Raw genomic sequence first — 23,833 nt, 5'->3', positions numbered from 1 at the left:
AAGAAAATTCCTACAAATTAGCTGGAAATTCATTGTAGTCCTTTCTTCAAACAGATTAAGATCTATGTTTTACAGGCACCAGTAGAACGGGAACATCCAGATCGTCAATTAGTTCCTGTTTTATGCTTCCTACAAACATATCGTAGAAAAAGTTCTTTTTGTGGTGTCCGGCAATAAGCAGGTCGGCATTGATATTCTGCACTTCTTTTTTGATCATTTTTACCGTTGACCCTTTAAGTTGTACAGCTTCGGCTTCAATGTTCTTTTGGCGCAGGTTTTCGGCCATGCGCTTAACAAGTTCGCCTTCTTTTTTCCGGTTTTCCACTCTTTTGTCCTGAGCGTATTGTGGTCCGGCTTCCAGCCCAAGGTAATCGTCGGGGTCGGGTTCGCTTACGTGAAGGATCCAAATCTTGGATCCGAAAGCCTGAGCAATTTCTTCGGCTTTGGCTATTAAACGATCGGCATTTTTCTCAATGTTGATCGCTACGAGGATCTTTTTCATGGTAGAAGTAAATTAGATTATTAAAGGTAGGAAAAATACTGTAAATCTGGAAGCGAAAGGCTGGGGCGAATGCAAAGAGGCTGCCCTTAAAGCTCTGTTTTGTGCTCCTTTAAACGTCTCAGATATTGTATGCTTCTGAAGGTGAGTGAAGTATGCTTCTGAATAAATTCAGAATGACATTTTACAGCTTTAAAGACAGCCTCTTTTTGCCCTTTTTGGCAGGTTAATCTAACAGGGTTTCATTAAATAACTTCAGGATTCTCCTGTATTCATCGGTCCAGCTGCTTGGTTCGGTAAAACCGTGATCTTCTACCGGATACACGGCCATTTCCCAATTCTCTTTTTTAAGTTCGATGAGCCTCTGGGCTAATCTCACTACATCCTGAAAATGCACATTAACATCTATCATACCGTGTGCTATTAGCAGGTTCCCTTCAAGACCTTCAGCAAAATAAATAGGGGAAGAGCGCCTGTAGGCAATAGGGTCATTTACCGGCTCGTTGAGTATGTTTGAGGTATAGCCATGGTTGTAGTGAGCCCAGTCTGTCACTGAACGCAAAGCAGCGCCAGATTCAAATGTTTCGGCTTCAGTAAACATAGCCATGAGAGTGATGAACCCACCGTAACTGCCGCCGTAAATTCCGACTTTCTCTGGGTTTACGCCATGTTCAGCAATTAAATATTTTACACCGTCTACCTGGTCGCTAAGGTCTTTACCGCCCATATGCCTGTAAATGCCGGTGCGCCAGTCACGGCCATAACCTGCACTTCCGCGGTAATCTATGTCGAGAACCGTGTAGCCAAGATCGGCCAGCAGGTTGTGGAACATATATTCCCTGAAGTAGCTGGACCACCAGCTATGTGCGTTTTGTAAGTAACCGGCACCATGAACAAATACCACCGCAGCACCATTCTTTGCCTTGGCTGAAGGTTTGTACAACCGGGCAGGAACCATGGCACCATCTGTGGCTTCGAACTTTACAAGCTCCGGTTCTCTCCAGTTATACTGCTGAAATTCTTCAGACTGGCCTGTGGTCACCTGTTTAGCTTCGGCTGAAGCAGAAGTTTTCTTCAAATAAAGTTCCCAGGGCTTATTGGAGTACGAATATCGTATTGCCATATAATCTTCATCTGGCGACAGGGAGACTTCATTATTTCCGGTAAGTGTAGTAAGTTGCTGCATTTTACCCCCACTTACCGGCATTTTGTAAAAATGTCTCTGGCCGGCATTAACTTCCGAAGTAGTGAGATACCAGCTTTTTCCGTCATTGGAAAGAATGGGGTCAAAAACTTCAAAATCACCTTTGGTCAACTGTGTTTTTTTGCCCGAATTAACATCGAGAAGATAGAGGTGTGAATACCCAGTTTCTTCACTTTGAAAATAAATGGTCTTATTGTCGTTTAGCCAGCCAATATTACCACCACTCCAGGAATAGCCTATTCCGGGGCCGGAGATCCAGGCTTCATCTCTCTGCCTGTCCAGGGATTTCAAGCTTCCTGTTTTAGGGTCTAATGCGGCAATCCATCGATCTTTATTGTCTTTGGAGCGAATTACCATCACAGCCTTATTTCCATCATTCGAGAACCAGGCGCCGTTGGGGTACACTTCCCTTACTTCTTCTTCCCATTCTTTATCGGGATAATCTTTTACAAAATCGGGCAGATCTTTAATTCCGGGAAGATTTTCTGTATCTACTTTGAAAACAGTGTCCTTTTCCAGGTTGTACACCATGGCTTCCAGTTTTGCCTGCTCGCTGCCTACTTTGCTACGGGCAGGAAGATTCACTGTGTAACCTGTAAGATTGGTGTAATCGGGAACATCAGTATCTTTTGCTTCGGCGGTAGTGATAAGCTGAAAAGTCACATATTCGCCATTGGGGGATACCTGTAGGTTTCGCAGGTGCTTGTCGCCGGTGTAAAAGGTAAACACTTCCGGCTTTGCAGTCATGTCACGGTAAGTTTTTTGTGCTTCTTTGTTTTCTTTCCGCTTTCTTACTTCTTCGAGCAGTTGCAGGTTTTCATCTTGCAGCCATTGATCTTGTGCAGAAAGCTCTTTGTCTTTTTGCTCTTTTTGGCTACCCGTCTGGATATTGGTGAGTTGAGTGATCTTTCCCGTACTTAGATCATAAACGAATGCGTTATTGTCAAAGACGAAACTAATTTTATTTTCATTGTACAAAAACTGAGGGTCTGATAGGCTCCCGCTGAGTTCCAGTAACTTTTCCTCCTTTTTTTTACGCAGGTCGTACAGGAAGAGATCTCCATCGCGGGTGTACACCTTTTTATTGCGCGCCTGGTTAAAATCCCCTCTCTGCGGAAGGAGTTTTTGCTCATCCTGCCATGAAACCTTTTCTATCTTGTTCAGGTCTTTTCTGGATATCCTGTAGAGGGAATCGGCAGGACTGTTATCGGGGTTGTAATTAAAATAAATGTATTCGCTGTGCGGGCCCCACTGCACGTTTGAAGGAAAAGTACCCATCCAGGAAGGATCCTGCATGATCTTTTCTACAGTGAGATCAGACGTTTGGGCATAGGCTGCCTGCAGGCTCAAAAATGCCAGAATGTAGAGGAAGTATTTTTTGTTCATAGGTAAGATTGAAATTGGATTGGCAATATAAAAAAACCCGAGGATAGTTTTAAAAGTAAAAGCACCCCCTGATGGACCGAAGGTGCTTTTTACACGTACATTTTATTAGCAGTTTTTAAAGGTGACTGCTCATTTCATTTTGTTGATCTTCTATTTGATCCCTGTATTTAAGCAGGCTCTTTAGAGCTTTTAACTCGAAAACACAGTTCTCAAGATAGGCTTTGTGCCTGATTAAGACCTCGCGACAGCTGCCTTCATAAATTCTGCATAAGGCTTCCTGGTATTTCTGAAGGCTTAGTTTTTTAGCCCGCAAAGCATTTTTTATGCATTTGTTCCTGCTTTCCCCGTATAACCCGGTGCGTTTTCTCACTGTATAAGAAGAAGAAGAAGAAGAAGAAGAAGAAGAAGAAGAAGAAGAAGCTGGAGCTTTTTTCCCGGTGTAGTATAGAATTTCCTCACCAAGTTCAATGGCGAATTGGGTACGCCGGGAAGCAAGGCTTTGAAAATAATTTTTTAAAGAAGCATCATCCAGGGATTCTGCCAAATCCCGAAAAAGTTTCGAACCTGCGAAGTTATCGTCTAAAAGACGCCGCAAAGTAAGTTCTCTAATTTTCCCGTTATTCATGATTTCTTGATCTATATTTCTGTCTCTTTTCCAACTCTTTTACTAACACTTTAATTTAAGCAAATTTGCTCAATCGTTTTCGTAAAATTGGATGGTTAACTCCGTTTTGACAGTTGAAGAAGAAGACGACAAAAACTTTCTTAAAAAGATGTTTTTTGAGGCATTTATTAGGATGAAAAAACAAAACCGCCTGCGAAAGTGCAGGCGGTTTTTAAGATTTCTGGTTCCAAATTAGGATTTAGCCTTTCTGTTCAGGCGATCTTCGGCCATGTCGGTGAGAAGATTGTCGGCTTTGTATTCTTCATCAAGAGTTTTTTGAAGTTTTGCAGCAATGTCGTCATGTCCCAGTTCTTTAGCATAACGTACAGCCGTACCATATCCCGAGATCTCGTAGTGTTCTACTCTCTGGGCCTCGGCAATTAGTCCTGCATCCTGCACATCTTTTTCGGTGTCTTCTTTCAGAAAAGATTCAGCTTCTTTCACAAGACCCTGCATAGCCTTACAGGTTTCTCCCGTAGGTTTAATGCCCAGTTTGTCACAAATTTCCTCGAGGCGCTTTACATGCCCCTCGGTTTCTTTGAGGTGCTTCTCAAAAGCTTTTTTAAGTTTATCATCATTGGCATTTTTCTGCAACTTTGGGAGAGCGTCTACCAGTTGGGTCTCGGCGCTGTACAAATCCTTTAGCTGATGTTCGAATAGATCTTTTAAGTTTTTCATTTTTCAGGCTTTTTTTGGTTCAGTCTAAAATATATATGGAAGAGACTTGTGCCAGTTAAATGAGTAATAAATCTTTGTTGAATTTTTACTAAAGGAGTAATGGAGGTAATGGGAAGAGACGCTTTTTTCTTATTATCTTCGCAGGAAACCGCGCATATGTTTAATATTGAAGCTTACATTAGAGATATACATGATTTTCCCAAAAAAGGGATCGTTTATAAGGATATAACACCCCTGCTGCAGGATGCCACTGCTACTAGAGAAACAGTGGCTGCTTTTTTGTCATTTTTGGAAGGTGAGAAAATAGATAAAGTTGTAGGAATAGAATCACGCGGCTTCTTTTTTGCGACACTTTTGGCGCAGGAGTTAAATGCAGGTTTTGTGCCCATTAGAAAGCCGGGTAAATTGCCCTACGATACATACCGGGAGAGCTATTCATTAGAATATGGGGAAGATACACTTGAGGTGCATAGCGATGCAATACAAAAAGGTGAAAAGATCCTTGTGCACGATGATGTGCTGGCAACGGGAGGTACTGCTGCGGCTGCGTGTAAACTGGTCGAGAAAATGGGAGGGGAAATTGTACAGTGCAGTTTCTTAATGGATCTCAGCTTCTTAAAAGGAAAGGAAAAACTGGATTCATATAAGGTGGTTTCGCTGGTTAGCTATTAGTTCGTAGTTAACAGTTAACAGTTAACAGTTAATAGTTAATAGTTAATGGTTAATAGTTGTAGTAAAGTTTTCCTTTTTTACCTTAAACCTTAAACCTTAAACCTTGAACCTTGAACCTTTAGAGTGAGTTCTTTGTGACCCAGGTTTTCCAGCCGATAAGGGCTTTCTGAAATTTAGTTGCTTTAGCCAGGTCCAGCTGTCGCTTTGAATAGCTGGGAAGAACCTTTTTGTTGATCTTCGAAAGTGTCTTGAAAAATGTCTTTTTCATGTCGGTTGGTTTCTATCAAAGATAGAAATTAGTTCCCAATTTCCCCTTTTTGAAAGGTATAGGAGCAAAATCGCCTTCCGAAGGTCTTCCCGGAAGGTGTGTCAAAAATGGCATTTTTGGGAGATCATTCAATACCGCCAATAACGAATCTCTGGTTTATTCTCTCTTAAAGTCCTGGTTTTGGTGTAGGTGAAGCTCTGCAAAACGGTTCAAACAAGCCTATTCGTTGAGAATCTCATATCTTCGCAAAAAAAATTGATGAGCATTCTATTTATTATCCTTGGTTTTATTCTGTTAGTAGTTGGAGGTGAATTCCTCGTGAGATCGTCTGTAGCGATTTCTTTGAAACTGAAACTTTCCCGAATGGTAATTGGCCTTACAGTGGTGTCCTTTGCAACCTCGGCGCCAGAGCTACTGGTGAGTCTGCAGGCCGCCCTTGAAGGATTTTCAGATATTTCCCTGGGTAATGTCATCGGCTCTAATATTGCTAACATAGGTTTGGTTCTTGGTATTACGGCCATGATCTCGCCTTTAATCATTGACCGGGAATTCTACAGGTTCAACTGGCCAATAATGATGCTTTTTTCCCTGGGGCTGTTTTATTTTCTTTCTACAGAACATATATTATCGCGCTTAGAAGGTGTTGTTTTGGTAGGGGCTATTGTGCTTTACCTTGTTTTATTGATTCGTCGCGCCCGCCGGAAACCGGAACTTCAGCCCGATGAAGTAGATCCCGATTTAAAAGTGGCTTCAAATTTTAAGACTGTTCTTTGGTTGGTCATTGGAGGTGCTGCTCTTTACTTTGGATCAGAATTTTTGGTTTCGGGTGCGGTAGACCTGGCATCGGCTTTGGGAGTGAGTGAGAGGGTGATCTCGGTTACTATGATCGCCGTAGGAACGAGTGTGCCCGAGCTGGCAGCATCGGTCATTGCAGCTATGAAACAGGAAAAAGCCATTTCCCTTGGAAACCTGATTGGTTCTAACATTTTCAACATAGCCTCGGTGCTGGGTATTACTGCCTTAATTCAGCCTGTGGTAGTAAGTTCAGCAGAGATATTAAGCAGCGATATTCTATGGATGATTGGTATTGCTTTTATTCTGGTTCCGTTGGCTTTTCTTCCGAAGCGTTATTCATTAAACAGGTGGAAAGGTTTTCTGCTTTTTGCCGGTTATGCTGTGTTTGTAAGCCTTGCCTTTGTAGGATAGGCTTTGCCTGAGGGGTCTTCTTAAGAAAATATAAAATTTTTGTAAACATCCCCCAATTTTTTAGGGGGTGTAAACAATTATTAAATATATTTGTTGCTGTTAACCCATAAAACCAATTAATAAATGGCAACTTTAAGATTCCAGGCACTCAAGGAGACTTTGAACCGCAAACCTGTAGAAATTGAAGAAAACGAACGGCGTTCAGAACTTTTTGGCCGCAATGTTTTCAGCGAAAGCGTAATGCGACAATTTCTAACTAAAGAAGCATACCAGAGTGTAAAGGAAGCAAATGCCACCGGTAAAAAGATTGACCGTACTATTGCCGATCATATCTCTACCGGAATGAAGGAATGGGCCATTTCTAAAGGGGCCACCCACTATACACACTGGTTTCAACCCCTTACCGGAAGCACTGCCGAAAAACATGATGCTTTCTTTGAAACTATTGGTGATGGCCTTGCAATTGAAAAATTTGGAGGCGGGCAACTTGTACAACAAGAACCCGATGCTTCAAGTTTCCCGAACGGGGGGATAAGAAATACGTTTGAAGCCCGTGGCTATACCGCATGGGATCCTACTTCTCCCGCATTTATATATGGAACTACTTTGTGTATTCCCAGTGTATTCGTTTCTTACACAGGAGATGCACTGGATTATAAAACGCCACTTTTAAGAGCGTTGCAGGCTGTTGACCAGGCTGCTACCGATGTGGCAAAATATTTCGACAAAAATGTAAGTAAAGTTCAGGCTACTCTTGGATGGGAGCAGGAATATTTTCTTATAGATTCGGCTTTGGCAGCATCAAGGCCCGATATTCAGCTGGCTGGAAGAACTTTGCTGGGGCACTCTCCGGCTAAAGGTCAGCAGTTAGACGATCATTATTTTGGTTCTATTCCTTCGCGGGTACTTTCTTATATGCGCGATCTTGAAAAAGAATGTATGCTTCTTGGAGTACCTGTTAAAACCAGGCACAACGAGGTGGCACCAAACCAGTTTGAACTTGCTCCAATCTTTGAAGAAGCCAACCTGGCAGTAGATCACAACTCCCTTTTGATGGATGTAATGCATAAAGTAGCAGAGCGCCATAACTTCACCGTGTTGTTCCATGAAAAGCCATTTGCAGGCATTAACGGAAGTGGGAAGCATAACAACTGGTCTTTAAGTACAGATACAGGTGTAAATCTTTTAGGACCCGGTTCTACACCGATGAAAAATCTTCAGTTTTTGACTTTTTTCATCAATACCATAAAAGCTGTAAATGAAAATGAGGAGCTGTTAAGGGCTACAATTGCCAGCGCTTCAAATGACTTCAGGTTAGGTGCTAATGAGGCTCCGCCGGCTATCATCTCTACTTTTATTGGTTCTCAATTGACCCAGGTGCTTGACGAACTCGAAAAAGTTACCGATGGGAAACTTTCTCCGGCAGAAAAGACCGAACTTAAACTTAATGTGGTTGGAAAGATCCCTGAGATCCTTCTGGATAATACCGACAGGAACAGAACTTCATCCTTCGCTTTTACCGGGAATAAATTTGAATTCCGTGCAGTAGGCTCCACTGCAAACTGTGCAGAGCCCATGACCGCTCTAAATGCAATTGTTGCCAAGCAGCTGATAGATTTCAAGAAAAAGGTTGATGGTCTTATCAAGAATAAGAAGATGAAGAAGGATGACGCCATCTTCAATGTTCTGAGAGAATACATCAAAGACTCTAAGAATATTCGTTTTGAAGGTGATGGTTATTCCGAAGAATGGGAAAAAGAAGCCGCAAAAAGAGGTCTAAGTAACAATCGAAATACTCCTGAAGCTCTTAAAGCTCTTGTTAGCAAGAAGACGATGGATATGTATAAGGAGCTGGAGATCATGAATAATGTGGAAATTGAAGCCCGTCATGAAATTCAGTTAGAGGAATACATCATGAAAGTGCAAATTGAGAGCCGTATCCTTGGTGATATTGCCCGCAACCACGTGATCCCAACCGCGATTAGGTACCAAAACATTTTGATCAAAAACGTACGCGGACTTAAAGAGATCTTTGCTGATGATTTCAAAGAACACTCCAAAGAGCAACTCGAGATCATTAAAGAAATCTCCGAACGTATCGAGAAGATCAATTCTGGCATTACCGAAATGATCGAAGCCCGTAAGAAAGCTAACAAACTGGAGGATGCCGAAGAAAAAGCCTTTGCATACTGTAATGATGTGAAGCCATTCTTTGAGACCATTCGCTACCATTGCGATAAGCTCGAGCTGGTAATAGACGATGAGATCTGGACCTTAACCAAGTACAGGGAATTATTGTTTACCCGATAATTTGTATTCAATAGACTTATAGGCACTTCCAATGGGAGTGCCTTTTTTATTATATAAATCTACGATCAAAAAAACTAAACTAATTATCTTTGACCGTAAATCTATCTACATGAGCCAGGAAATAAGTAAAAGATATGCCGGCCGCGGAGTTTCTGCCGGGAAAGAAGACGTGCACAATGCCATTAAGAATGTCAATAAAGGGCTTTTTCCAAAAGCATTTTGCAAAATTGTGCCCGATCATCTCACAGGTGATGAAGATTATTGCCTCATCATGCACGCCGATGGCGCTGGTACAAAGTCTTCCCTGGCCTATATGTACTGGAAAGAAACAGGGGATCTTGAGGTGTGGAAAGGAATAGCCCAAGATGCATTGATCATGAATATTGATGACCTGCTGTGCGTTGGTGCGGTAGATAACATCATGCTTTCTTCTACAATTGGTCGTAACAAGAACCTGGTGCCGGGTGAAGTGATCTCTGCCATTATCAATGGTACCGAAGAATTGCTCCATGATCTCAAAGGCTTCGGAATAAAAATCCATTCTACCGGCGGCGAAACTGCCGATGTTGGTGATCTTGTACGCACCATTATTGTAGATTCTACCGTGACTGCACGCATGAAGCGGAGTGATGTGATAGACAATGCAAACATTAAACCGGGAAATGTGATCGTTGGACTGGCTTCTTTTGGACAGGCAACTTACGAAAAAGAGTACAACGGTGGCATGGGCAGTAACGGACTCACCTCTGCACGTCACGATGTCTTCGGAAAGAGTTTAGCTCAAAAATATCCTGAAAGTTTTGATGCTTCAATTCCCGCTGAATTGATCTACAGCGGCTCAAAAGACCTCACCGATGCAGTTGAGGGCAGTCCGCTGGATGCTGGTAAACTTGTGCTTTCTCCTACAAGAACATATGCTCCGGTAATTAAGAAGATCCTGGAAAAGTACTCTAAAAATGACATTTTTGGCATAGTTCATTGCAGCGGGGGCGCACAAACCAAAGTCCTGCATTTTGTAGATAACGTTCATGTAGTCAAAGACAATCTATTTGAAGTTCCGCCTTTATTCAAACTCATTCAGCAGGAAAGCAAAACCGAGTGGAAGGAGATGTACCAGGTGTTCAATATGGGACATAGAATGGAATTATATGTTGATGAAAAAGTAGCTGAAGATATTATTGAAATTTCAAAATCATTCAACGTAGATGCCAAAATAGTGGGTAGGGTAGAAGCTTCAGAAGAGAAAAAATTGACAATTAGAAGTGAGTTTGGGGAGTTTGAATACTAATAGGTTTTCAATTTTCACACGAAGCAAAATAAGATTAAATAAGGGCACAGAGAAATTGAAGGAAAAATTGATTTTTTCAATTAACTATTCGGTGAATGCCATCTTTGAGCATTTTTGTATTGAAATTTATTAGTAGACCCACTTTTAATTCCGAAAATTTTAAATAAGTGAGTAATTGTGCAAAATGTACAGGAGCAAGATTTTCTAGAGATTTTACTTCAATGATTATTTTACTCTCAACCAGTAGGTCAATTCTGTAGCCTACATCCATTTTAATTTCTTTATAGAAAAATGGCATGGGATGTTGTTGTTTCACTTCCAAACCGGCAGCACGTAAGTCATAAGCTAAAGCATTTTCATAAGTCGATTCTAACAGGCCCGGCCCCAAAATTTTGTGAAGCTCAAGTGCAATTCCAATGATCCGGTATGATAAATCCTGTTCCTTCATTATTCTAAAGTACAACAGTTTCTTCTTAACTGCCTTTCTTTGTGATCTTCATTTATTTTGCTTCGTGCTCTTCGTGTGAAAATTTTAATTGCGCCCTTTGCGAGAAATTTTGTCCAGAACCTCCAACTTCGGTTCAATATATCTCCTACAAAAAGGAGCATCCGGATTTTTTCGGTAGTAATCCTGTATCTGCTCCCTCGAAGCCTTAAATTCATTGAACGCCAATACCTGCGTCACCAGGAGTTCCTTAAATTGCTGCTGAAGTTTTTTCAGGATCTTTCTAATTTCCACTTCATCTTCCGAAGAGAAAAAGTAAACAGCACTACGATATTTATCCCGAAACGAATGATTTGAAGTGGAATTGTGCGTATGAAGATGCACCTCTAAAAGCCGCTCCAAATTTGTCATTTTTGGAAGGTAATGCACAATGACAGCTTCAGAGAATGTATCGGCTGGAGCTTCAGAAGCAATATATCCCTGCTCCACCTTCAGCACGCCTTCCACCGACTGGAAAACTGCTTCGGTACACCAGTGACAACCTCCGCCCAGGCCTATTTTGTTCATTTTACTCATTGTTCTAAAGATACAAAAGAAGCATCATTTAGAATTACTTTGCGATCTATGCGCTTTTTCCTTTGCAGACTCTGCGAGAAATATCTTCGCAATATCGAACATGTCCTTGCTGAATAATTTTTATCTCCAGCACAAATCCTTTTCAGAAATCCGACAGATTTATCGTAAATTTGCTGCTTTAAGGAGATGTTATGATCGAGAAATTGAATATTGTGAAGCAGCGTTTTGACGAGGTGAATGACCTGATCATTCAGCCCGACGTGATTGCCGATCAAAAGCGCTATATAGAGCTAAATAAAGAGTACAAGGAGTTAAAGAAATTGATGGACGTTCGCGCCGAGTACGTGAGCCTTATCGAGAATAAAAAAGAGGCCGAAGAGATCATCGCCGATGGCAGTGATCCCGAGATGACAGATATGGCCAAACTTCAACTCGAAGAAGCCAAAGAGCAGATTCCCGGAATGGAGGAGAAGATAAGGATGATGCTTGTGCCAAAAGATCCCGAAGACGCCAAGAACGTGGTGATGGAGATTCGTGCCGGTACAGGTGGGGACGAGGCCAGTATTTTTGCAGGAGACCTTTATCGCATGTACACCAAATATATTGAAAGCAAAGGCTGGAAACACCAGATTGTTGATTTTAGCGAGGGTACCAGCGGCGGATTCAAAGAAATCATTTTTGACGTGACCGGCGAAGATGTCTACGGAACATTAAAATTTGAAGCCGGGGTACACCGTGTGCAACGGGTACCGCAAACTGAAACCCAGGGGCGGGTACATACCTCTGCCGCTACGGTTATGGTATTACCAGAAGCCGAAGAATTTGATGTGGAGATCGATCCAAAAGAGGTGCGAATTGACTATTTCTGTTCTTCAGGACCAGGTGGGCAGTCGGTGAACACCACTTATTCCGCGGTGCGTTTAACTCACATCCCTACAGGATTGGTGGCGCAGTGCCAGGATCAAAAATCCCAGCATAAGAACAAGGAAAAGGCATTCCGCGTGTTGAGGTCAAGGCTTTATGAGCAGGAGCTGGCCAAGAAAATGGAAGCCGATGCAGCCAAGAGAAACTCTATGGTTTCCAGCGGAGACAGGAGTGCAAAGATCCGAACTTACAATTATGCACAGGGCCGTGTAACCGATCACCGAATTGGTCTTACCCTTTACGATCTTGGGAACATCATCAACGGAGATATCCAGAAGATCCTCGACGAATTACAACTAGTAGAAAACACAGAAAAACTGAAAGAGAATTCCGACGTTTTTTAGAACATAATTCCAAAAGCTGCCGCACTCCGGCAGCTTTTTTTATTTCCAGCCAATGACCACTTCCCAGCTTACCGAACAAATACGCCTCAAAAAGTCCTTTTTATGCGTGGGGCTTGATGTAGACCTTGAGAAGATTCCTCAACATCTTTTAAAAGAAGAAGATCCTGTTTTCGCTTTTAACAAGGCCATTATTGATGCCACCCATCACCTGGCTGTGGCTTACAAGCCCAACCTGGCTTTTTACGAAGCACATGGAATAAAGGGCTGGAAAGCACTGGAAAAAACCATTAATTACCTGAACGAAAATCACCCCGATATCTTTACCATTGCCGATGCAAAAAGGGGGGATATTGGCAATACTTCGGGCATGTATGCAAAGGCCTTTTTTGAAGATTTGCAGTTTGATTCGGTCACCGTGGCCCCTTACATGGGAAAAGATTCCGTAGAGCCATTTTTGGCCTATGAAGATAAACACACCATTTTACTGGCCCTGACTTCTAACGCCGGGGCTTATGATTTTCAGACACAAACCATAAATGGAGAGGAACTTTATAAAGAAGTGATCAAAACCTCTAAAAAATGGAATAATGGGCAAAATCTCATGTACGTGGTTGGTGCTACAAAAGCAGAATTTTTAAAGGATATTCGAAAAATTATTCCTGAAAGTTTCCTCCTGGTGCCGGGAGTTGGTGCCCAGGGCGGAAGTTTGGAAGAAGTATGTAAATTCGGGATGAACCGTAATGTAGGCCTGCTCGTAAATGCGTCCCGTGCTATTATCTATGCTTCGGAAGGAATGGATTTTGCTGAAGCAGCTGCGGCAGAAGCAGAAAAGCTACAGCAGGAAATGGCAACATTTTTATAGGAATTTCTTCGGAAAGACCTGTCAAAAATGGCATTTTTGGCACCTCATATTTTTTGATCATGAACACCTTCTACGACCAGTTAAACCGAAAAATTGAGCTGAAGGAAACTCCGCAACGAATTGTGAGCCTGGTGCCCAGCCAGACGGAATTGCTGGTTGATCTTGGGCTTGAGCAGCAAATTTTGGGAATAACAAAATTCTGTGTGCATCCCGAAGACCTCAGGAAGCAGAAAAAGGTGGTTGGGGGTACCAAACAGGTGCATTTTGACCGCATAGCAGCACTGCAACCCGATATCATCCTCTGTAATAAGGAAGAAAACACCCAAGAAATGGTTACGGAGCTTGAAAAGATCGCTCCCGTTCATGTTTCAGATATCTACACTATAGATGATTCCCTCGAACTCATCAGGCAATACGGCGAAATCTTTCAAGTGATCGACAAAGCTTCAGAAATAATTGAAAAGATAGAGCTAGAAAAAGCAGATTTTCAGGAATACGTCAAAGATTTTCCGGAGCGAAAAGTGGCGTACTTTATCTGGAAAAATCCGTGGATGGTGGCAGGGAAAGATACTTTTATAGATCACCTGCTGGAACTTAACCGCTTCAAAAATGCCTTTTTAGAAGAGGACTCCCGTTACCCCGAAATATCCCTGGCACAGCTCGATGAAAGAGAGGTGGAGGTGGTACTGCTTTCTACAGAACCATTTCCTTTTAAAGAGAAAGATGTAGAAGCTTTGAAAAAAGAAGTGAAGTTGGGCTGCATCCAGGTTGTGGACGGGGAATACTTTAGCTGGTATGGGTCGCGCCTTAAGGCTGCTTTTACCTACTTCAGGAAAGTTCAGGCTGTTTTATCCTGACTCTGCTCCATACGACGGATCTCTTTTAAGATCTTGCACGCCTTATCATTGAGCATGTCACTTCGCAGCTTATCCACTAAAGCGAGCTCAAAAGAACGGCGCATGAGAAAACAGTACTTCTCACGAAGCCTTTCCAACGTAGATCTGGGTTCAAATAATCGAAACATATACTTATATTAATACTGCAAAGATATCCTGCAGTTTTTCGAAGAATTCATAACTGAAAGTTAACTTAATGGTAAAACTGTGTTGAACCCTGGTCTCTCTTGTTAAAAAGTTATAAGGCAGACTCATAGAGTTGAGGTTCTACAAGGGTTTAAAGGAATTATTCACTGTTCATAACCCCATTTTTCAATGAGTAATGCTTAAGGTATAGGGAGTAAATTTTAAATTACTGTTCCTCCTTAAAATGCCATTTTTGGAACCTCTTTCTAACCTTTAGGTAATTAAAGATTTTCAGCGCGCAACCTGCAACAGGAAAAACCCACAACTCGCAACAGCAATGCTTCAACAGAATCGAGACTTTTTGTACAGCTAAAATGGATTAAACTTTAATCCTTAAACCTTAGTCTTTTCTAGTCCTGCAAAGCAAAAACGCGCTTCAGCAGATTGGTGGTACGGGCAGAAAAGTCGTTCCTTATTTCCTTTTCTTCAACTGCGATCATGGTGTAAACCCCTTGAAGAGCTTGTTGTGTCACATAATCGGCAAGATCGGGATTGACGTTATTGGTAAGCGGAATGGCGTTGTATCTTTCAATAATTTTTGTCCATACCTGGGTGGCTCCCACTTTTTCAAGGGAATTGGTGATCACAGGGTTGAATTTTGAATAGAGAGGCTCTGTGGTTTTATTGGCCAGGTAAGTTGTTGCAGCAATGTCGTCTCCCAGTAAAATATTTTTAGCATCGGTAAAGGTGATTTGCTTTACGGCATCTACAAAAATAGGTGTAGCTTCCTGTACCGCATCTTCAGCGGCCCGGTTGAGCACACGTAAACCTTCATCGGCCAGAGAACTCAACCCAATGTCGCGTAGGGTTTGATCTACTTTTTGTAATTCGGGAGGAAGCCCAATGCGCACCAGTTCATTCTTAAAGAAACCATCTTCCTGTGTTAGTTTGGTCACCTGCTTGTCTATCCCAAAATTGAGCGCCTGTCGCAGGCCTGCAGCTACTTCGGCATTAGAAATCCCTGTTCCTTCCTGCGGAAGCGAATCGGCTATTTGTTGTAATTCGGCACAGCCGAAAAAAAGCGGGAGAAATATAAGGGTTACAAATTTTTTCATGATAATTTTTTTCAAAGATAGTTATTAAAATTCCCGCTATTTGCCGGGCGAATTTTACTCTTAATTATATAAATACTATGGTCTTGTTATTGTACACGAGCGTTTTTCGGTCAATATGTAATTTTATCGCCCTTGCCAGAACTACTTTTTCCAGGTCCCTGCCTTTGAGGATAAGATCTTTTATAGAATGGGTGTGAGAAATTCGGGTAATATCCTGTTCAATAATTGGCCCCTCATCTAACTGGGCGGTGACGTAATGTGAAGTAGCACCAATGATTTTTACTCCGCGTTTATAAGCAGAATGATAAGGTTTGGCCCCTGCAAAAGCCGGCAGGAAAGAGTGGTGGATATTGATAATGCGATTTGGATATGCTTCAATAAGCCCATCGGGAATAATTTGCATATATCTGGCCAGAACAAAAAAGTCTATTTTTTCCTGTCGCAGCAATTCTAAATGTCTTTTTTCAGCTTCGGGTTTATTGTTTTTGGTAATGGGGACATGATAAAAAGGAATATCAAATTTTTCGGCTGTAGAACGCAAGTATTCGTGGTTGCTAATGATCAAAGGAATATCTACGGGAAGTTCCCCGGCTTTGTGTCTTCCCAAAAGGTCATAAAGGCAATGGTCATATTTTGATACAAAAATGCCCATTCTCAATTTAGCTTCTGCTGAATATATTCGCCAAAACATTTGATATGGCACTGCCAGTTCTTCAGAAAATGCTTGCTTAAGCGAGTCAATATTTGTAGCGTCTAAAAATTCACATTCCAGCCTCATTACAAATATTGAATTTTCTACATCTACATATTGATCAATGTATACTATGTTTCCTTTACGATTAAAAATGAAGGAGGTGACCTTTGAAATAATTCCGGCTTTATCGGGGCAATGAATTAAGAGTATGAAACTTGACATGGCTTATATTTGGGCCTTTAAAAGTAGATAAATCATAGCATTTGCACTAATACGAGGTAGACTTTGTGCTATTTGTAAATCTAGTTACCAACTATTTCAATTTTCGTAAATTGCATGCTTAAATAGATCATAAAATTGAACATGGAACAACAAGCTCCTTATAAACCTAATAATAAAGTAAGAATTGTAACCGCAGCTTCGCTCTTTGACGGGCATGATGCCGCCATAAATATTATGCGCCGTATCATCCAGTCTACGGGAGTAGAGGTAATTCACCTGGGGCATGACCGCAGTGTGGAGGAGGTGGTGAATTGTGCAATCCAGGAAGATGCCAATGCCATTGCCATGACCTCCTACCAGGGTGGGCATACCGAATACTTTAAATATATGCACGATCTGCTTAAAGAAAAAGGGGCCGGGCACATCAAGATCTTTGGCGGCGGTGGCGGTGTAATTCTGCCTGAAGAGATCAAAGAGCTTGAAGAATACGGAATTACCAGGATCTATTCTCCCGATGATGGCCGCGAACTTGGGCTGCAGGGAATGATCAACGACCTGGTGAAAAAATCTGATTACCCGCTGGGGGACAGCCTCAACGGGGAGGTAGAAGAGTTGGAGAAGAAAACCCCGGGAGCTATTGCGAGGGTGATTTCGGCTGCCGAGAATTTTCCTGAAGTTGCCAAAGAAACTCTTGATAGGATCCATTCTGAAAATAAAGAAAAAGAGATCCCCGTGCTGGGAATTACCGGAACAGGAGGTGCCGGAAAATCTTCTTTGGTAGATGAGCTTGTGCGGCGCTACCTTATGGATTTTCCTGAAAAAACTATTGGGATTATTTCTGTAGACCCTTCAAAAAGGAAGACTGGCGGAGCCCTTTTAGGAGATCGTATCAGGATGAATGCGATCAACAATCCACGGGTTTATATGAGGTCTTTGGCTACCCGTCAATCTAATCTTGCCCTGTCAAAATATGTTGCTGAAGCCATTGAGGTGCTAAAAGCCGCGAGTTATGACCTTATTGTTCTGGAAACTTCGGGAATTGGGCAAAGTGATACAGAGATCCTGGAGCATTCTGATGTTTCACTTTATGTGATGACGCCCGAATTTGGGGCAGCTACTCAGCTGGAAAAGATCGATATGCTCGACTTTGCCGATCTTGTAGCGATCAACAAATTCGATAAACGTGGTGCTCTAGACGCCCTTCGCGATGTGAAAAAACAATATCAGCGCAACCACGGGTTGTGGCATGAAAACCCTGATAGTCTTCCTGTTTTTGGAACTATTGCTTCTCAATTCAACGATCCCGGTATGAACACGCTTTACAAGCAGATCATGGACAGGATCGATGAGAAAGTTGGAAGTAAGTTTAGTTCTACTTTCAACATCTCAAAGGAAATGAGTGAAAAGATCTTTGTGATCCCGCCAAACAGGACGCGATATCTTTCTGAAATTTCAGAAAATAACCGCAGCTATGATGAAAAAACGGCCTCACAGGCTGAAGTTGCTCAAAAGCTCTACGGAATATATAAAACCATTGAATCGGTAACCGGAACTAAGGTCGGTCTAAATCAATACGGATTCGAAGAAGATGAGCTGAAGGATGCCACAACTTCAGAAAATGAGGAGCTGGTAAACCTACTGAAGAAAGAGTTTGATAAAGTTAAAATGGACCTCGATCCTTACAACTGGGAGATCGTTACCGGGTGGGATGAAAAAGTGAATAAATATAAAGATCCTATCTACTCCTTTAAGGTGCGCGATAAGGAGATTAAAATTGAAACCCATACCGAATCCCTTTCCCATACCCAGATCCCGAAGGTTGCATTACCAAAATACCAGGCCTGGGGTGACATTTTAAGATGGTGCCTGCAGGAAAATGTGCCGGGAGAATTCCCTTATACTGCCGGATTGTATCCTTTTAAAAGACAGGGGGAAGATCCTACCAGGATGTTTGCGGGAGAAGGTTCGCCGGAACGTACCAACCGCCGTTTCCATTACGTGAGTATGGGCTTACCGGCAAAGCGACTTTCTACGGCATTTGATTCGGTCACGCTTTACGGAAACGATCCTGATCATCGCCCTGATATCTATGGAAAGATAGGGAATGCCGGAGTGTCAATCTGCTGTCTCGATGATGCGAAGAAGTTATATTCTGGTTTTGATCTTGCCGACCCTATGACTTCCGTAAGTATGACCATTAACGGTCCTGCGCCAATGTTGCTTGGGTTCTTTATGAACGCTGCTATAGATCAGCAGTGTGAGAAATACATCAAAGAGAACGGTCTTGAGAAAGAGGTGCAGGAAAAGATCGATAAGATCTATGCTGAAAAAGGAATGGGGCAGCCAAAATACAGAGGCGAACTCCCGGAAGGAAATGACGGACTCGGACTCATATTATTGGGTGTTACCGGAGATCAGGTGTTGCCGGCAGATGTTTATGAAGATATTAAAAAAAGGACCCTTAGCCAGGTGCGGGGAACTGTACAGGCAGATATCCTGAAGGAAGATCAGGCGCAGAACACCTGTATCTTTTCAACAGAATTCGCTTTGAGGTTGATGGGTGACGTACAGGAATATTTCATTCAGGAAAATGTACGGAATTTCTATTCAGTTTCTATTTCAGGTTATCACATCGCTGAAGCCGGGGCTAACCCAATTACGCAGCTCGCCCTAACGCTTGCCAATGGATTCACCTATGTAGAATATTACCTGAGCAGGGGAATGGACATTAATAAATTCGGGCCGAATTTATCGTTCTTTTTCTCTAACGGGGTTGATCCCGAATATGCGGTGATTGGAAGGGTAGCGAGAAAGATCTGGGCAAAAGCCCTGAAGTATAAGTACGGTGCGAATCCGCGGGCGCAGATGCTGAAGTACCACATCCAGACTTCCGGAAGATCACTGCATGCACAGGAAATTGATTTTAATGACATAAGAACCACACTTCAGGCGCTTTATGCTATTTATGACAACTGTAATTCTTTGCACACCAATGCTTACGATGAAGCTATTACTACGCCTACAGAGGCTTCAGTAAGAAGAGCGATGGCTATACAGTTGATCATCAATAAAGAATTGGGGTTAACAAAGAATGAGAATCCAATCCAGGGAGCATTTATAATAGAAGAGCTTACCGATCTTGTGGAAGAAGCAGTACTTCAGGAATTTGACCGCATCACCGAAAGAGGCGGCGTTCTTGGTGCAATGGAAACCATGTACCAGCGGAGTAAAATTCAGGAGGAGAGTCTTTACTACGAAACCCTAAAACACAATGGAGATTTCCCGATCATTGGAGTAAATACTTTCCTTAGCTCTACAGGTTCCCCAACTGTGACTCCCGGAGAAGTAATCCGTGCCACCGAGGAGGAAAAACAGAGTCAGATCCAAACATTGCAGGACCTGCATGAGGCGAAGAAGGAACTGGAACATGCAACCCTTGAAAAGGTGAAAAATGCTGCCATTCAGAATGAGAATATTTTTGAGGTGCTTATGGAAGCTACAAAGGTTTGTTCATTAGGACAGATCACTACAGCTTTATTTGAAGTAGGAGGGCAGTACAGGAGAAATATGTAAGCAGAGAGCCGATGTGCGACAGCGACGTCGGGAACCTCTTGAAAATTTATATTCAAACCTCACAGGTTTTAAAAACCTGTGAGGTTTTTTGTGAGAAGTTTTTTATTTTTAAAGGGCTACAATAACTGCCTTCCCTTTTTCCAGCCAAACCTGCAAGGTCTCTTTTGGACCATGTATGTTTTACAGGAGAAGGATTCATATGGTCCTTAGATAATAGGAATTCCAGTCCTCCAGACCATACTTCTGTAGGCAGATATATAACAAGATAAACTTTAGGAGAAGTAGTTATTCACCTGATATGATTGATTTGAAAAGGGGTCTCAAAAATGGCATTTTTGAGACCCCTTTCCATAATTCTTTAAATCTTCAGAAATAAAATTTGCGCTATTCTTCGTCGTCAAATGGGTTATCGAAAGGAATATTGTCATCTGGGTCTACATCATCATAATTCACTCCCGGCGGATTAAATAATCCCCAGCGGTCAATTATGTAATTCCATTGGTCAAAATTCTTTACCCATTCTGCGAAAAGCACCCGGAATTCTTCAACCTCTCCTCTTAGCATTTCCAGATATTCAACTTCCTTAAAACCTTCCATGACAAACCCATTACAACCCACGTATATTTCGCGGGCGCATTTTCGAATGATCGCTGCATTCTCCATCTTTATGTCATAGAGGTCGACACCTTCTGCTCCGGCTATTTTAGGCGCGAGCTGTAGAGCATCGGTATACATATTATGGGCTACCGCAGTAGTGAATTCGTCTTCTTCGGGCACCAGTTGTATTATGCGCTCTACAATTTCAAGAATTTCCATTGCCTTACGGTACAATGGCATACGCTCCAGTTTGTCTTTATTCACAACGCAGGGCGTTAGGCTGGAGACTCGTCTTCAATGTTACTGGCGGAATTGTCCTGGTGAAGTTTCCACTTCTCGTAGTCTACAAGATCATCACTTACCAGTGCAAGGCAGGCCGCAATTACTCCTGCGTCATCAAGAAAACCGGCGACGGGAATAAAATCGGGGATGAGGTCCAGGGGCATGAGTACGTAGAGCAAAGCTCCCACAACTGCAGCAATAGTTTTCCAGGGCACTTCCCTGTAATTGCCGTTCCAGTAATCCCGAACAAGGCTAAACATACTTTTTGCCTTGGCCAGGTATCCGCTCATCGATTCATTGTTACGGAATTTGTCTTCAATTTTTTGCTCTTTTGCAAGTACCTTTTTAAGGTCCTTTTGTTCTACCTTCTCTGCCTGTTCATTAAGAGCGCGATTTGCCTCTTCGGGGCTAATGTCTTTCATAATTGTTTGATCTTAATTTTTATTTTGGTTTAGTTGTCCGGTTCTTCTTAATATATTGTCAATGGTATATTCCGCAGCACTTTTAATCTTTGAGAGCTCCCGCCATTCAATTGGTGTCGCAACACCTGCATCTTCAGTGGCTCTTAAAGAGTAAGGGCATACAGCGGTTTGGGCATATGCATTCCGCAGATAATCTACAAAAATTTTTGATCCGCGCTTTTCTTTTCTTATTTCCGTAGTGAATAATTCGGGATGGCGCTTTTCTGCTTCTTCTGCTATTTCGCGGGCAGTTGCTTTTACCTGGTCAAAATCTTTTCCTCTTCTTATCTTGTAGTATAAATGTAAGCCGCTTTTCCCGCTGGTCATAAGGGAAGGGTCTATGTCTTTCACATTTAATAATTCCCGCAGTGCCTTAGCCCCTTTCTTTATTTTTTCAAAATCATCATCGGAAGGATCCAGGTCAAAGATGACTTTATCGGGCTGCCGCAATTTGTCCTTTTTGCTCAACCATATATGAAATGCCACGGTGCCCTGGTTGGCGAGGTACACAAGCGTTTTGGTGTCATTGCAAAGAATTTGTGTGTTTGATCCTTCTTCGGTTTCAATTTCTATAGTCTTTATAAAACCAGGAAAATAATCTGAAATGCTTTTTTGATAGAATCCGTTGTTGTCAATCCCGTTTGGAAATCGGTGCAGGGTAAATGGCCTGTCCTTTAGATAAGGAAGCATGAGAGGGGCCACTTTTTTATAATAAGTCACCATGTCTCCCTTGGTGATCTTTTTCTTCGGAAAAATGATCTTGTCATAATTTGAAATCTCTACCCCGGCCACTGTCATTTACTGCAGATTTTTAGATTCTTCTTGTGCTATTTGCTTCAGTGTCCTTCCTGAAGTGACGCTTTTAGACTGAGTGCTTACAGGGTTGCGGCGGGCATCGGCTTCGGCATCATCCTGCTTCATAAGCAGCCAGTTTCCCTTCATCTTTCCGCTTTTCATTTCTACAAGATTATATCCGCCTTTAAGCTTTTTTCCGTGAAGGGTGACCTCAATACTGCCTGCATTAAAACTTTCTTCCAGGGAAATAAGCTTACCATCTTCATCTTTTTTATTGCTCTCAATGGTGCCGGTGTCCCAAATCATTACCGTACCCCCGCCATATTCTCCTTTTGGGATTACTCCCTCAAAATCGGCATAGGCAATTGGATGATCTTCGGTGGGGATCGCCATTCTCTTTACTGAAGGATCTGTGCTTGGGCCTTTGGGTACCGACCATGATTTAAGGGTGTTGTCAATTTCCAGCCTAAAGTCGTAATGAAGGTTGGTGGCATCGTGCTTCTGAATTACAAATATGGGTTGCTCATTTTTCTTCTTAGATGGCACATCCCGCGGCTCACCGGTCTTGCTGAAATCCCTTTTTTCATTATAACTTTTCATGCTATTCATTTTTGCACATCCCGCAGGTTGGAAAATGTACAAAAAATGCTTCTGCACCTTCGTTAAAGAAGTCTCAAAACTTATTCTGAAATAAAATGAATATGGATGGAAGGTTGTTTTTGCATGAAGTTTATTTTAGATACTTTTGTCGCGTGTAATCTTTAGCACCAAACTAATTAAATGGAAGGAATTTGGGTATTTGCCATTGCGGTGTTTACAGGGTTTATTGCTATCAATAATCCTGTAGGAAATGTGCCTATTTTCCTTAGCCTTACCCGCCAGGCCGATAGGCCTACCAAAAAGAAAATTTCTAAAAAGGCCACTTTTACAGCCTTTGTTATTGTCTCTGGATTTATAATCCTGGGTAAATATATCTTCGATTTTTTCGGGCTTACCATTCCTGCCTTTAAGATTACCGGGGGCATCCTGGTATTTTTTGTAGGTTTTGAAATGATTCGCGCGCAGGTATCAAGTATTGACAACCAGACAGAAATAAACTTCAACGAAGAAATATCTATTTCACCGCTTGGGATTCCTATCCTTGCCGGTCCCGGTACTATTGTAACAGCAATGAACTTTACTACTACCGCCACCTACCTGCAATTGGGCATAATCCTGGTGATGTTTGCGCTGGTAATGTGGCTAAATCACCTGGCATTTCTCTCAAGTGAATACCTTGTGCGCTATATTGGAGCCAATAAAATTGTGGTGGTAGAGAAAATTATGGGTCTTATCATTGCAATTATTGGCGTTAACATGCTGATAGAAGGGATTCACATCGCCTTTATGGAATAAAATAAATAATAAATTGGTTTTTAGTAGGTTATCGGTTTTATAGTTGTACCTTCGCCTCCAATTTAAATTTATATAATGAATAAAGGTACAGTTAAGTTCTTTAACGAATCAAAAGGTTACGGATTTATTAAGGACGAAGAGTCAAATGATGAGTATTTCGTACATGCTAATGGTCTTGTAGATGAGATTAGACAGGATGACGAAGTAACTTTCGACCTTGAAGAAGGTAGAAAAGGTGTAAATGCAGTAAACGTGAGACAAGCTTAGTCTCAATTTTTGATATTTATATTCTTAAGCCTTGCTATTTAGTAAGGCTTTTTTTATGCCTTACCCGAAAATACATCTGTGGAT

General features: G+C 42.0%; 24 protein-coding genes. 10 read left to right on the top strand and 14 right to left on the bottom strand.

All coding sequences use genetic code 11. The features are described from left to right. Nucleotides 1-55: 55 nt before the first annotated feature. The 4 genes from OQ279_RS14705 to OQ279_RS14690 all read right to left on the bottom strand — a co-directional run bounded on the left by OQ279_RS14705 (nt 56) and on the right by OQ279_RS14690 (nt 4,431). Nucleotides 56-502, bottom strand: coding sequence for a universal stress protein (locus OQ279_RS14705; protein WP_266070764.1), 447 nt, complete (start codon nt 500-502; stop codon nt 56-58). Nucleotides 503-725: 223 nt separating this feature from the next. Further along, on the bottom strand, nt 726-3,089 hold the full coding sequence (locus OQ279_RS14700) for a S9 family peptidase (protein ID WP_266070763.1): 2,364 nt from the start codon (nt 3,087-3,089) through the stop codon (nt 726-728). Between the two features lie 115 nt (nt 3,090-3,204). Continuing rightward, the gene (locus tag OQ279_RS14695; RefSeq protein WP_266070762.1) at nt 3,205-3,714 is read right to left on the bottom strand and encodes a DUF2383 domain-containing protein; all 510 of its coding nucleotides are present in this window, start codon (nt 3,712-3,714) and stop codon (nt 3,205-3,207) included. 231 nt (nt 3,715-3,945) lie between these two features. Continuing rightward, nucleotides 3,946-4,431 carry a YciE/YciF ferroxidase family protein gene (locus OQ279_RS14690; RefSeq protein WP_266070761.1) on the bottom strand — a complete coding sequence of 162 codons (486 nt, stop codon included), beginning with the start codon at nt 4,429-4,431 and terminating at the stop codon, nt 3,946-3,948. Nucleotides 4,432-4,587: 156 nt separating this feature from the next. Between OQ279_RS14690 and OQ279_RS14685 the strand changes: the two genes are divergently transcribed. Continuing rightward, entirely contained in the window at nt 4,588-5,103 is a 516-nt protein-coding gene (locus OQ279_RS14685; protein WP_266070760.1) for an adenine phosphoribosyltransferase, read from the top strand. A 118-nt stretch (nt 5,104-5,221) separates the two neighbouring features. Here the strand turns inward: OQ279_RS14685 and OQ279_RS14680 are convergent, their stop codons facing one another. Further along, on the bottom strand, nt 5,222-5,371 hold the full coding sequence (locus OQ279_RS14680; protein WP_266070759.1) for an SsrA-binding protein: 150 nt from the start codon (nt 5,369-5,371) through the stop codon (nt 5,222-5,224). Nucleotides 5,372-5,629: 258 nt separating this feature from the next. Here OQ279_RS14680 and OQ279_RS14675 point away from each other — a divergent pair, with 258 nt between their 5' ends. From OQ279_RS14675 to OQ279_RS14665, 3 genes are all read left to right on the top strand, one after another. Next, nucleotides 5,630-6,577 (top strand): calcium/sodium antiporter, encoded by a 948-nt coding sequence (locus tag OQ279_RS14675; protein WP_266070758.1) that lies wholly within the window; start codon nt 5,630-5,632, stop codon nt 6,575-6,577. A gap of 123 nt (nt 6,578-6,700) precedes the next feature. Beyond that, the gene (locus OQ279_RS14670; RefSeq protein ID WP_266070757.1) at nt 6,701-8,887 is read left to right on the top strand and encodes a glutamine synthetase III family protein; all 2,187 of its coding nucleotides are present in this window, start codon (nt 6,701-6,703) and stop codon (nt 8,885-8,887) included. Nucleotides 8,888-8,996: 109 nt separating this feature from the next. Continuing rightward, complete coding sequence (locus tag OQ279_RS14665) at nt 8,997-10,175, top strand: AIR synthase related protein (protein ID WP_266070756.1); 1,179 nt, start codon at nt 8,997-8,999, stop codon at nt 10,173-10,175. A 76-nt stretch (nt 10,176-10,251) separates the two neighbouring features. Here OQ279_RS14665 and OQ279_RS14660 read toward each other — a convergent pair whose 3' ends face one another. Next, nucleotides 10,252-10,623, bottom strand: a complete 372-nt coding sequence (locus OQ279_RS14660) for a GxxExxY protein (RefSeq protein WP_266070755.1) — start codon at nt 10,621-10,623, stop codon at nt 10,252-10,254. 84 nt (nt 10,624-10,707) lie between these two features. Further along, nucleotides 10,708-11,187, bottom strand: a complete 480-nt coding sequence (locus tag OQ279_RS14655; protein WP_306419793.1) for a peptide-methionine (S)-S-oxide reductase — start codon at nt 11,185-11,187, stop codon at nt 10,708-10,710. A 200-nt stretch (nt 11,188-11,387) separates the two neighbouring features. On the opposite strand from OQ279_RS14655, the gene prfA reads away from it, so the two are divergent. Genes prfA through OQ279_RS14640 form a run of 3 tightly spaced genes read left to right on the top strand, consistent with a single transcriptional unit; the run spans nt 11,388 to nt 14,183 of the window. Further along, nucleotides 11,388-12,464, top strand: coding sequence for a peptide chain release factor 1 (gene prfA, locus OQ279_RS14650; protein ID WP_266070752.1), 1,077 nt, complete (start codon nt 11,388-11,390; stop codon nt 12,462-12,464). A gap of 52 nt (nt 12,465-12,516) precedes the next feature. Further along, nucleotides 12,517-13,326, top strand: a complete 810-nt coding sequence (gene pyrF, locus OQ279_RS14645) for an orotidine-5'-phosphate decarboxylase (protein WP_266070751.1) — start codon at nt 12,517-12,519, stop codon at nt 13,324-13,326. Nucleotides 13,327-13,385: 59 nt separating this feature from the next. Further along, nucleotides 13,386-14,183 (top strand): ABC transporter substrate-binding protein, encoded by a 798-nt coding sequence (locus OQ279_RS14640; protein ID WP_266070750.1) that lies wholly within the window; start codon nt 13,386-13,388, stop codon nt 14,181-14,183. On the opposite strand, the gene OQ279_RS14635 is transcribed toward OQ279_RS14640, so the two are convergent. The 3 genes from OQ279_RS14635 to purU form a co-directional block, all read right to left on the bottom strand. Beyond that, nucleotides 14,165-14,350 (bottom strand): Lacal_2735 family protein, encoded by a 186-nt coding sequence (locus OQ279_RS14635; RefSeq protein ID WP_266070749.1) that lies wholly within the window; start codon nt 14,348-14,350, stop codon nt 14,165-14,167. The genes OQ279_RS14640 and OQ279_RS14635 overlap by 19 nt on opposite strands. Before the next feature lie 408 nt (nt 14,351-14,758). Next, nucleotides 14,759-15,463, bottom strand: a complete 705-nt coding sequence (locus tag OQ279_RS14630; RefSeq protein WP_266070748.1) for a DUF4197 domain-containing protein — start codon at nt 15,461-15,463, stop codon at nt 14,759-14,761. A 64-nt stretch (nt 15,464-15,527) separates the two neighbouring features. Then, the gene (gene purU / locus OQ279_RS14625; protein ID WP_266070747.1) at nt 15,528-16,379 is read right to left on the bottom strand and encodes a formyltetrahydrofolate deformylase; all 852 of its coding nucleotides are present in this window, start codon (nt 16,377-16,379) and stop codon (nt 15,528-15,530) included. A 141-nt stretch (nt 16,380-16,520) separates the two neighbouring features. On the opposite strand from purU, the gene OQ279_RS14620 reads away from it, so the two are divergent. Then, the gene (locus OQ279_RS14620; protein WP_266070745.1) at nt 16,521-19,952 is read left to right on the top strand and encodes a methylmalonyl-CoA mutase family protein; all 3,432 of its coding nucleotides are present in this window, start codon (nt 16,521-16,523) and stop codon (nt 19,950-19,952) included. Nucleotides 19,953-20,336: 384 nt separating this feature from the next. Here the strand turns inward: OQ279_RS14620 and OQ279_RS14615 are convergent, their stop codons facing one another. The 4 genes from OQ279_RS14615 to OQ279_RS14600 are packed head-to-tail and all read right to left on the bottom strand — an operon-like array spanning nt 20,337 to nt 22,687. Then, nucleotides 20,337-20,813 carry a hypothetical protein gene (locus OQ279_RS14615; protein ID WP_266070744.1) on the bottom strand — a complete coding sequence of 159 codons (477 nt, stop codon included), beginning with the start codon at nt 20,811-20,813 and terminating at the stop codon, nt 20,337-20,339. An 11-nt stretch (nt 20,814-20,824) separates the two neighbouring features. Further along, nucleotides 20,825-21,253, bottom strand: a complete 429-nt coding sequence (locus OQ279_RS17965) for a YkvA family protein (RefSeq protein ID WP_370866533.1) — start codon at nt 21,251-21,253, stop codon at nt 20,825-20,827. A gap of 12 nt (nt 21,254-21,265) precedes the next feature. Continuing rightward, the gene (gene ligD / locus OQ279_RS14605; RefSeq protein ID WP_266070743.1) at nt 21,266-22,090 is read right to left on the bottom strand and encodes a non-homologous end-joining DNA ligase; all 825 of its coding nucleotides are present in this window, start codon (nt 22,088-22,090) and stop codon (nt 21,266-21,268) included. Beyond that, the gene (locus OQ279_RS14600; protein WP_266070742.1) at nt 22,091-22,687 is read right to left on the bottom strand and encodes a DNA polymerase ligase N-terminal domain-containing protein; all 597 of its coding nucleotides are present in this window, start codon (nt 22,685-22,687) and stop codon (nt 22,091-22,093) included. 180 nt (nt 22,688-22,867) lie between these two features. On the opposite strand from OQ279_RS14600, the gene OQ279_RS14595 reads away from it, so the two are divergent. Further along, the gene (locus tag OQ279_RS14595) at nt 22,868-23,482 is read left to right on the top strand and encodes a MarC family protein (protein ID WP_266070741.1); all 615 of its coding nucleotides are present in this window, start codon (nt 22,868-22,870) and stop codon (nt 23,480-23,482) included. Nucleotides 23,483-23,557: 75 nt separating this feature from the next. Next, entirely contained in the window at nt 23,558-23,749 is a 192-nt protein-coding gene (locus OQ279_RS14590; RefSeq protein WP_029035283.1) for a cold-shock protein, read from the top strand. Nucleotides 23,750-23,833: the final 84 nt, after the last annotated feature.

Source organism: Salinimicrobium profundisediminis (assembly GCF_026241755.1).
GTDB classification, from domain to species: Bacteria; Bacteroidota; Bacteroidia; order Flavobacteriales; family Flavobacteriaceae; genus Salinimicrobium; species Salinimicrobium profundisediminis.
This window is presented reverse-complemented; position numbering and strand designations above follow the sequence as displayed.

Coding starts and splice junctions, on each gene's coding strand:
- OQ279_RS14705 (WP_266070764.1), bottom strand. CDS start 502: ATGAAAAAGATCCTCGTAGCGATCAACATTGAGAAAAATGCCGATCGT.
- OQ279_RS14700 (WP_266070763.1), bottom strand. CDS start 3,089: ATGAACAAAAAATACTTCCTCTACATTCTGGCATTTTTGAGCCTGCAG.
- OQ279_RS14695 (WP_266070762.1), bottom strand. CDS start 3,714: ATGAATAACGGGAAAATTAGAGAACTTACTTTGCGGCGTCTTTTAGAC.
- OQ279_RS14690 (WP_266070761.1), bottom strand. CDS start 4,431: ATGAAAAACTTAAAAGATCTATTCGAACATCAGCTAAAGGATTTGTAC.
- OQ279_RS14685 (WP_266070760.1), top strand. CDS start 4,588: ATGTTTAATATTGAAGCTTACATTAGAGATATACATGATTTTCCCAAA.
- OQ279_RS14680 (WP_266070759.1), bottom strand. CDS start 5,371: ATGAAAAAGACATTTTTCAAGACACTTTCGAAGATCAACAAAAAGGTT.
- OQ279_RS14675 (WP_266070758.1), top strand. CDS start 5,630: ATGAGCATTCTATTTATTATCCTTGGTTTTATTCTGTTAGTAGTTGGA.
- OQ279_RS14670 (WP_266070757.1), top strand. CDS start 6,701: ATGGCAACTTTAAGATTCCAGGCACTCAAGGAGACTTTGAACCGCAAA.
- OQ279_RS14665 (WP_266070756.1), top strand. CDS start 8,997: ATGAGCCAGGAAATAAGTAAAAGATATGCCGGCCGCGGAGTTTCTGCC.
- OQ279_RS14660 (WP_266070755.1), bottom strand. CDS start 10,623: ATGAAGGAACAGGATTTATCATACCGGATCATTGGAATTGCACTTGAG.
- OQ279_RS14655 (WP_306419793.1), bottom strand. CDS start 11,187: ATGAACAAAATAGGCCTGGGCGGAGGTTGTCACTGGTGTACCGAAGCA.
- prfA (WP_266070752.1), top strand. CDS start 11,388: ATGATCGAGAAATTGAATATTGTGAAGCAGCGTTTTGACGAGGTGAAT.
- pyrF (WP_266070751.1), top strand. CDS start 12,517: ATGACCACTTCCCAGCTTACCGAACAAATACGCCTCAAAAAGTCCTTT.
- OQ279_RS14640 (WP_266070750.1), top strand. CDS start 13,386: ATGAACACCTTCTACGACCAGTTAAACCGAAAAATTGAGCTGAAGGAA.
- OQ279_RS14635 (WP_266070749.1), bottom strand. CDS start 14,350: ATGTTTCGATTATTTGAACCCAGATCTACGTTGGAAAGGCTTCGTGAG.
- OQ279_RS14630 (WP_266070748.1), bottom strand. CDS start 15,463: ATGAAAAAATTTGTAACCCTTATATTTCTCCCGCTTTTTTTCGGCTGT.
- purU (WP_266070747.1), bottom strand. CDS start 16,379: ATGTCAAGTTTCATACTCTTAATTCATTGCCCCGATAAAGCCGGAATT.
- OQ279_RS14620 (WP_266070745.1), top strand. CDS start 16,521: ATGGAACAACAAGCTCCTTATAAACCTAATAATAAAGTAAGAATTGTA.
- OQ279_RS17965 (WP_370866533.1), bottom strand. CDS start 21,253: ATGAAAGACATTAGCCCCGAAGAGGCAAATCGCGCTCTTAATGAACAG.
- ligD (WP_266070743.1), bottom strand. CDS start 22,090: ATGACAGTGGCCGGGGTAGAGATTTCAAATTATGACAAGATCATTTTT.
- OQ279_RS14600 (WP_266070742.1), bottom strand. CDS start 22,687: ATGAAAAGTTATAATGAAAAAAGGGATTTCAGCAAGACCGGTGAGCCG.
- OQ279_RS14595 (WP_266070741.1), top strand. CDS start 22,868: ATGGAAGGAATTTGGGTATTTGCCATTGCGGTGTTTACAGGGTTTATT.
- OQ279_RS14590 (WP_029035283.1), top strand. CDS start 23,558: ATGAATAAAGGTACAGTTAAGTTCTTTAACGAATCAAAAGGTTACGGA.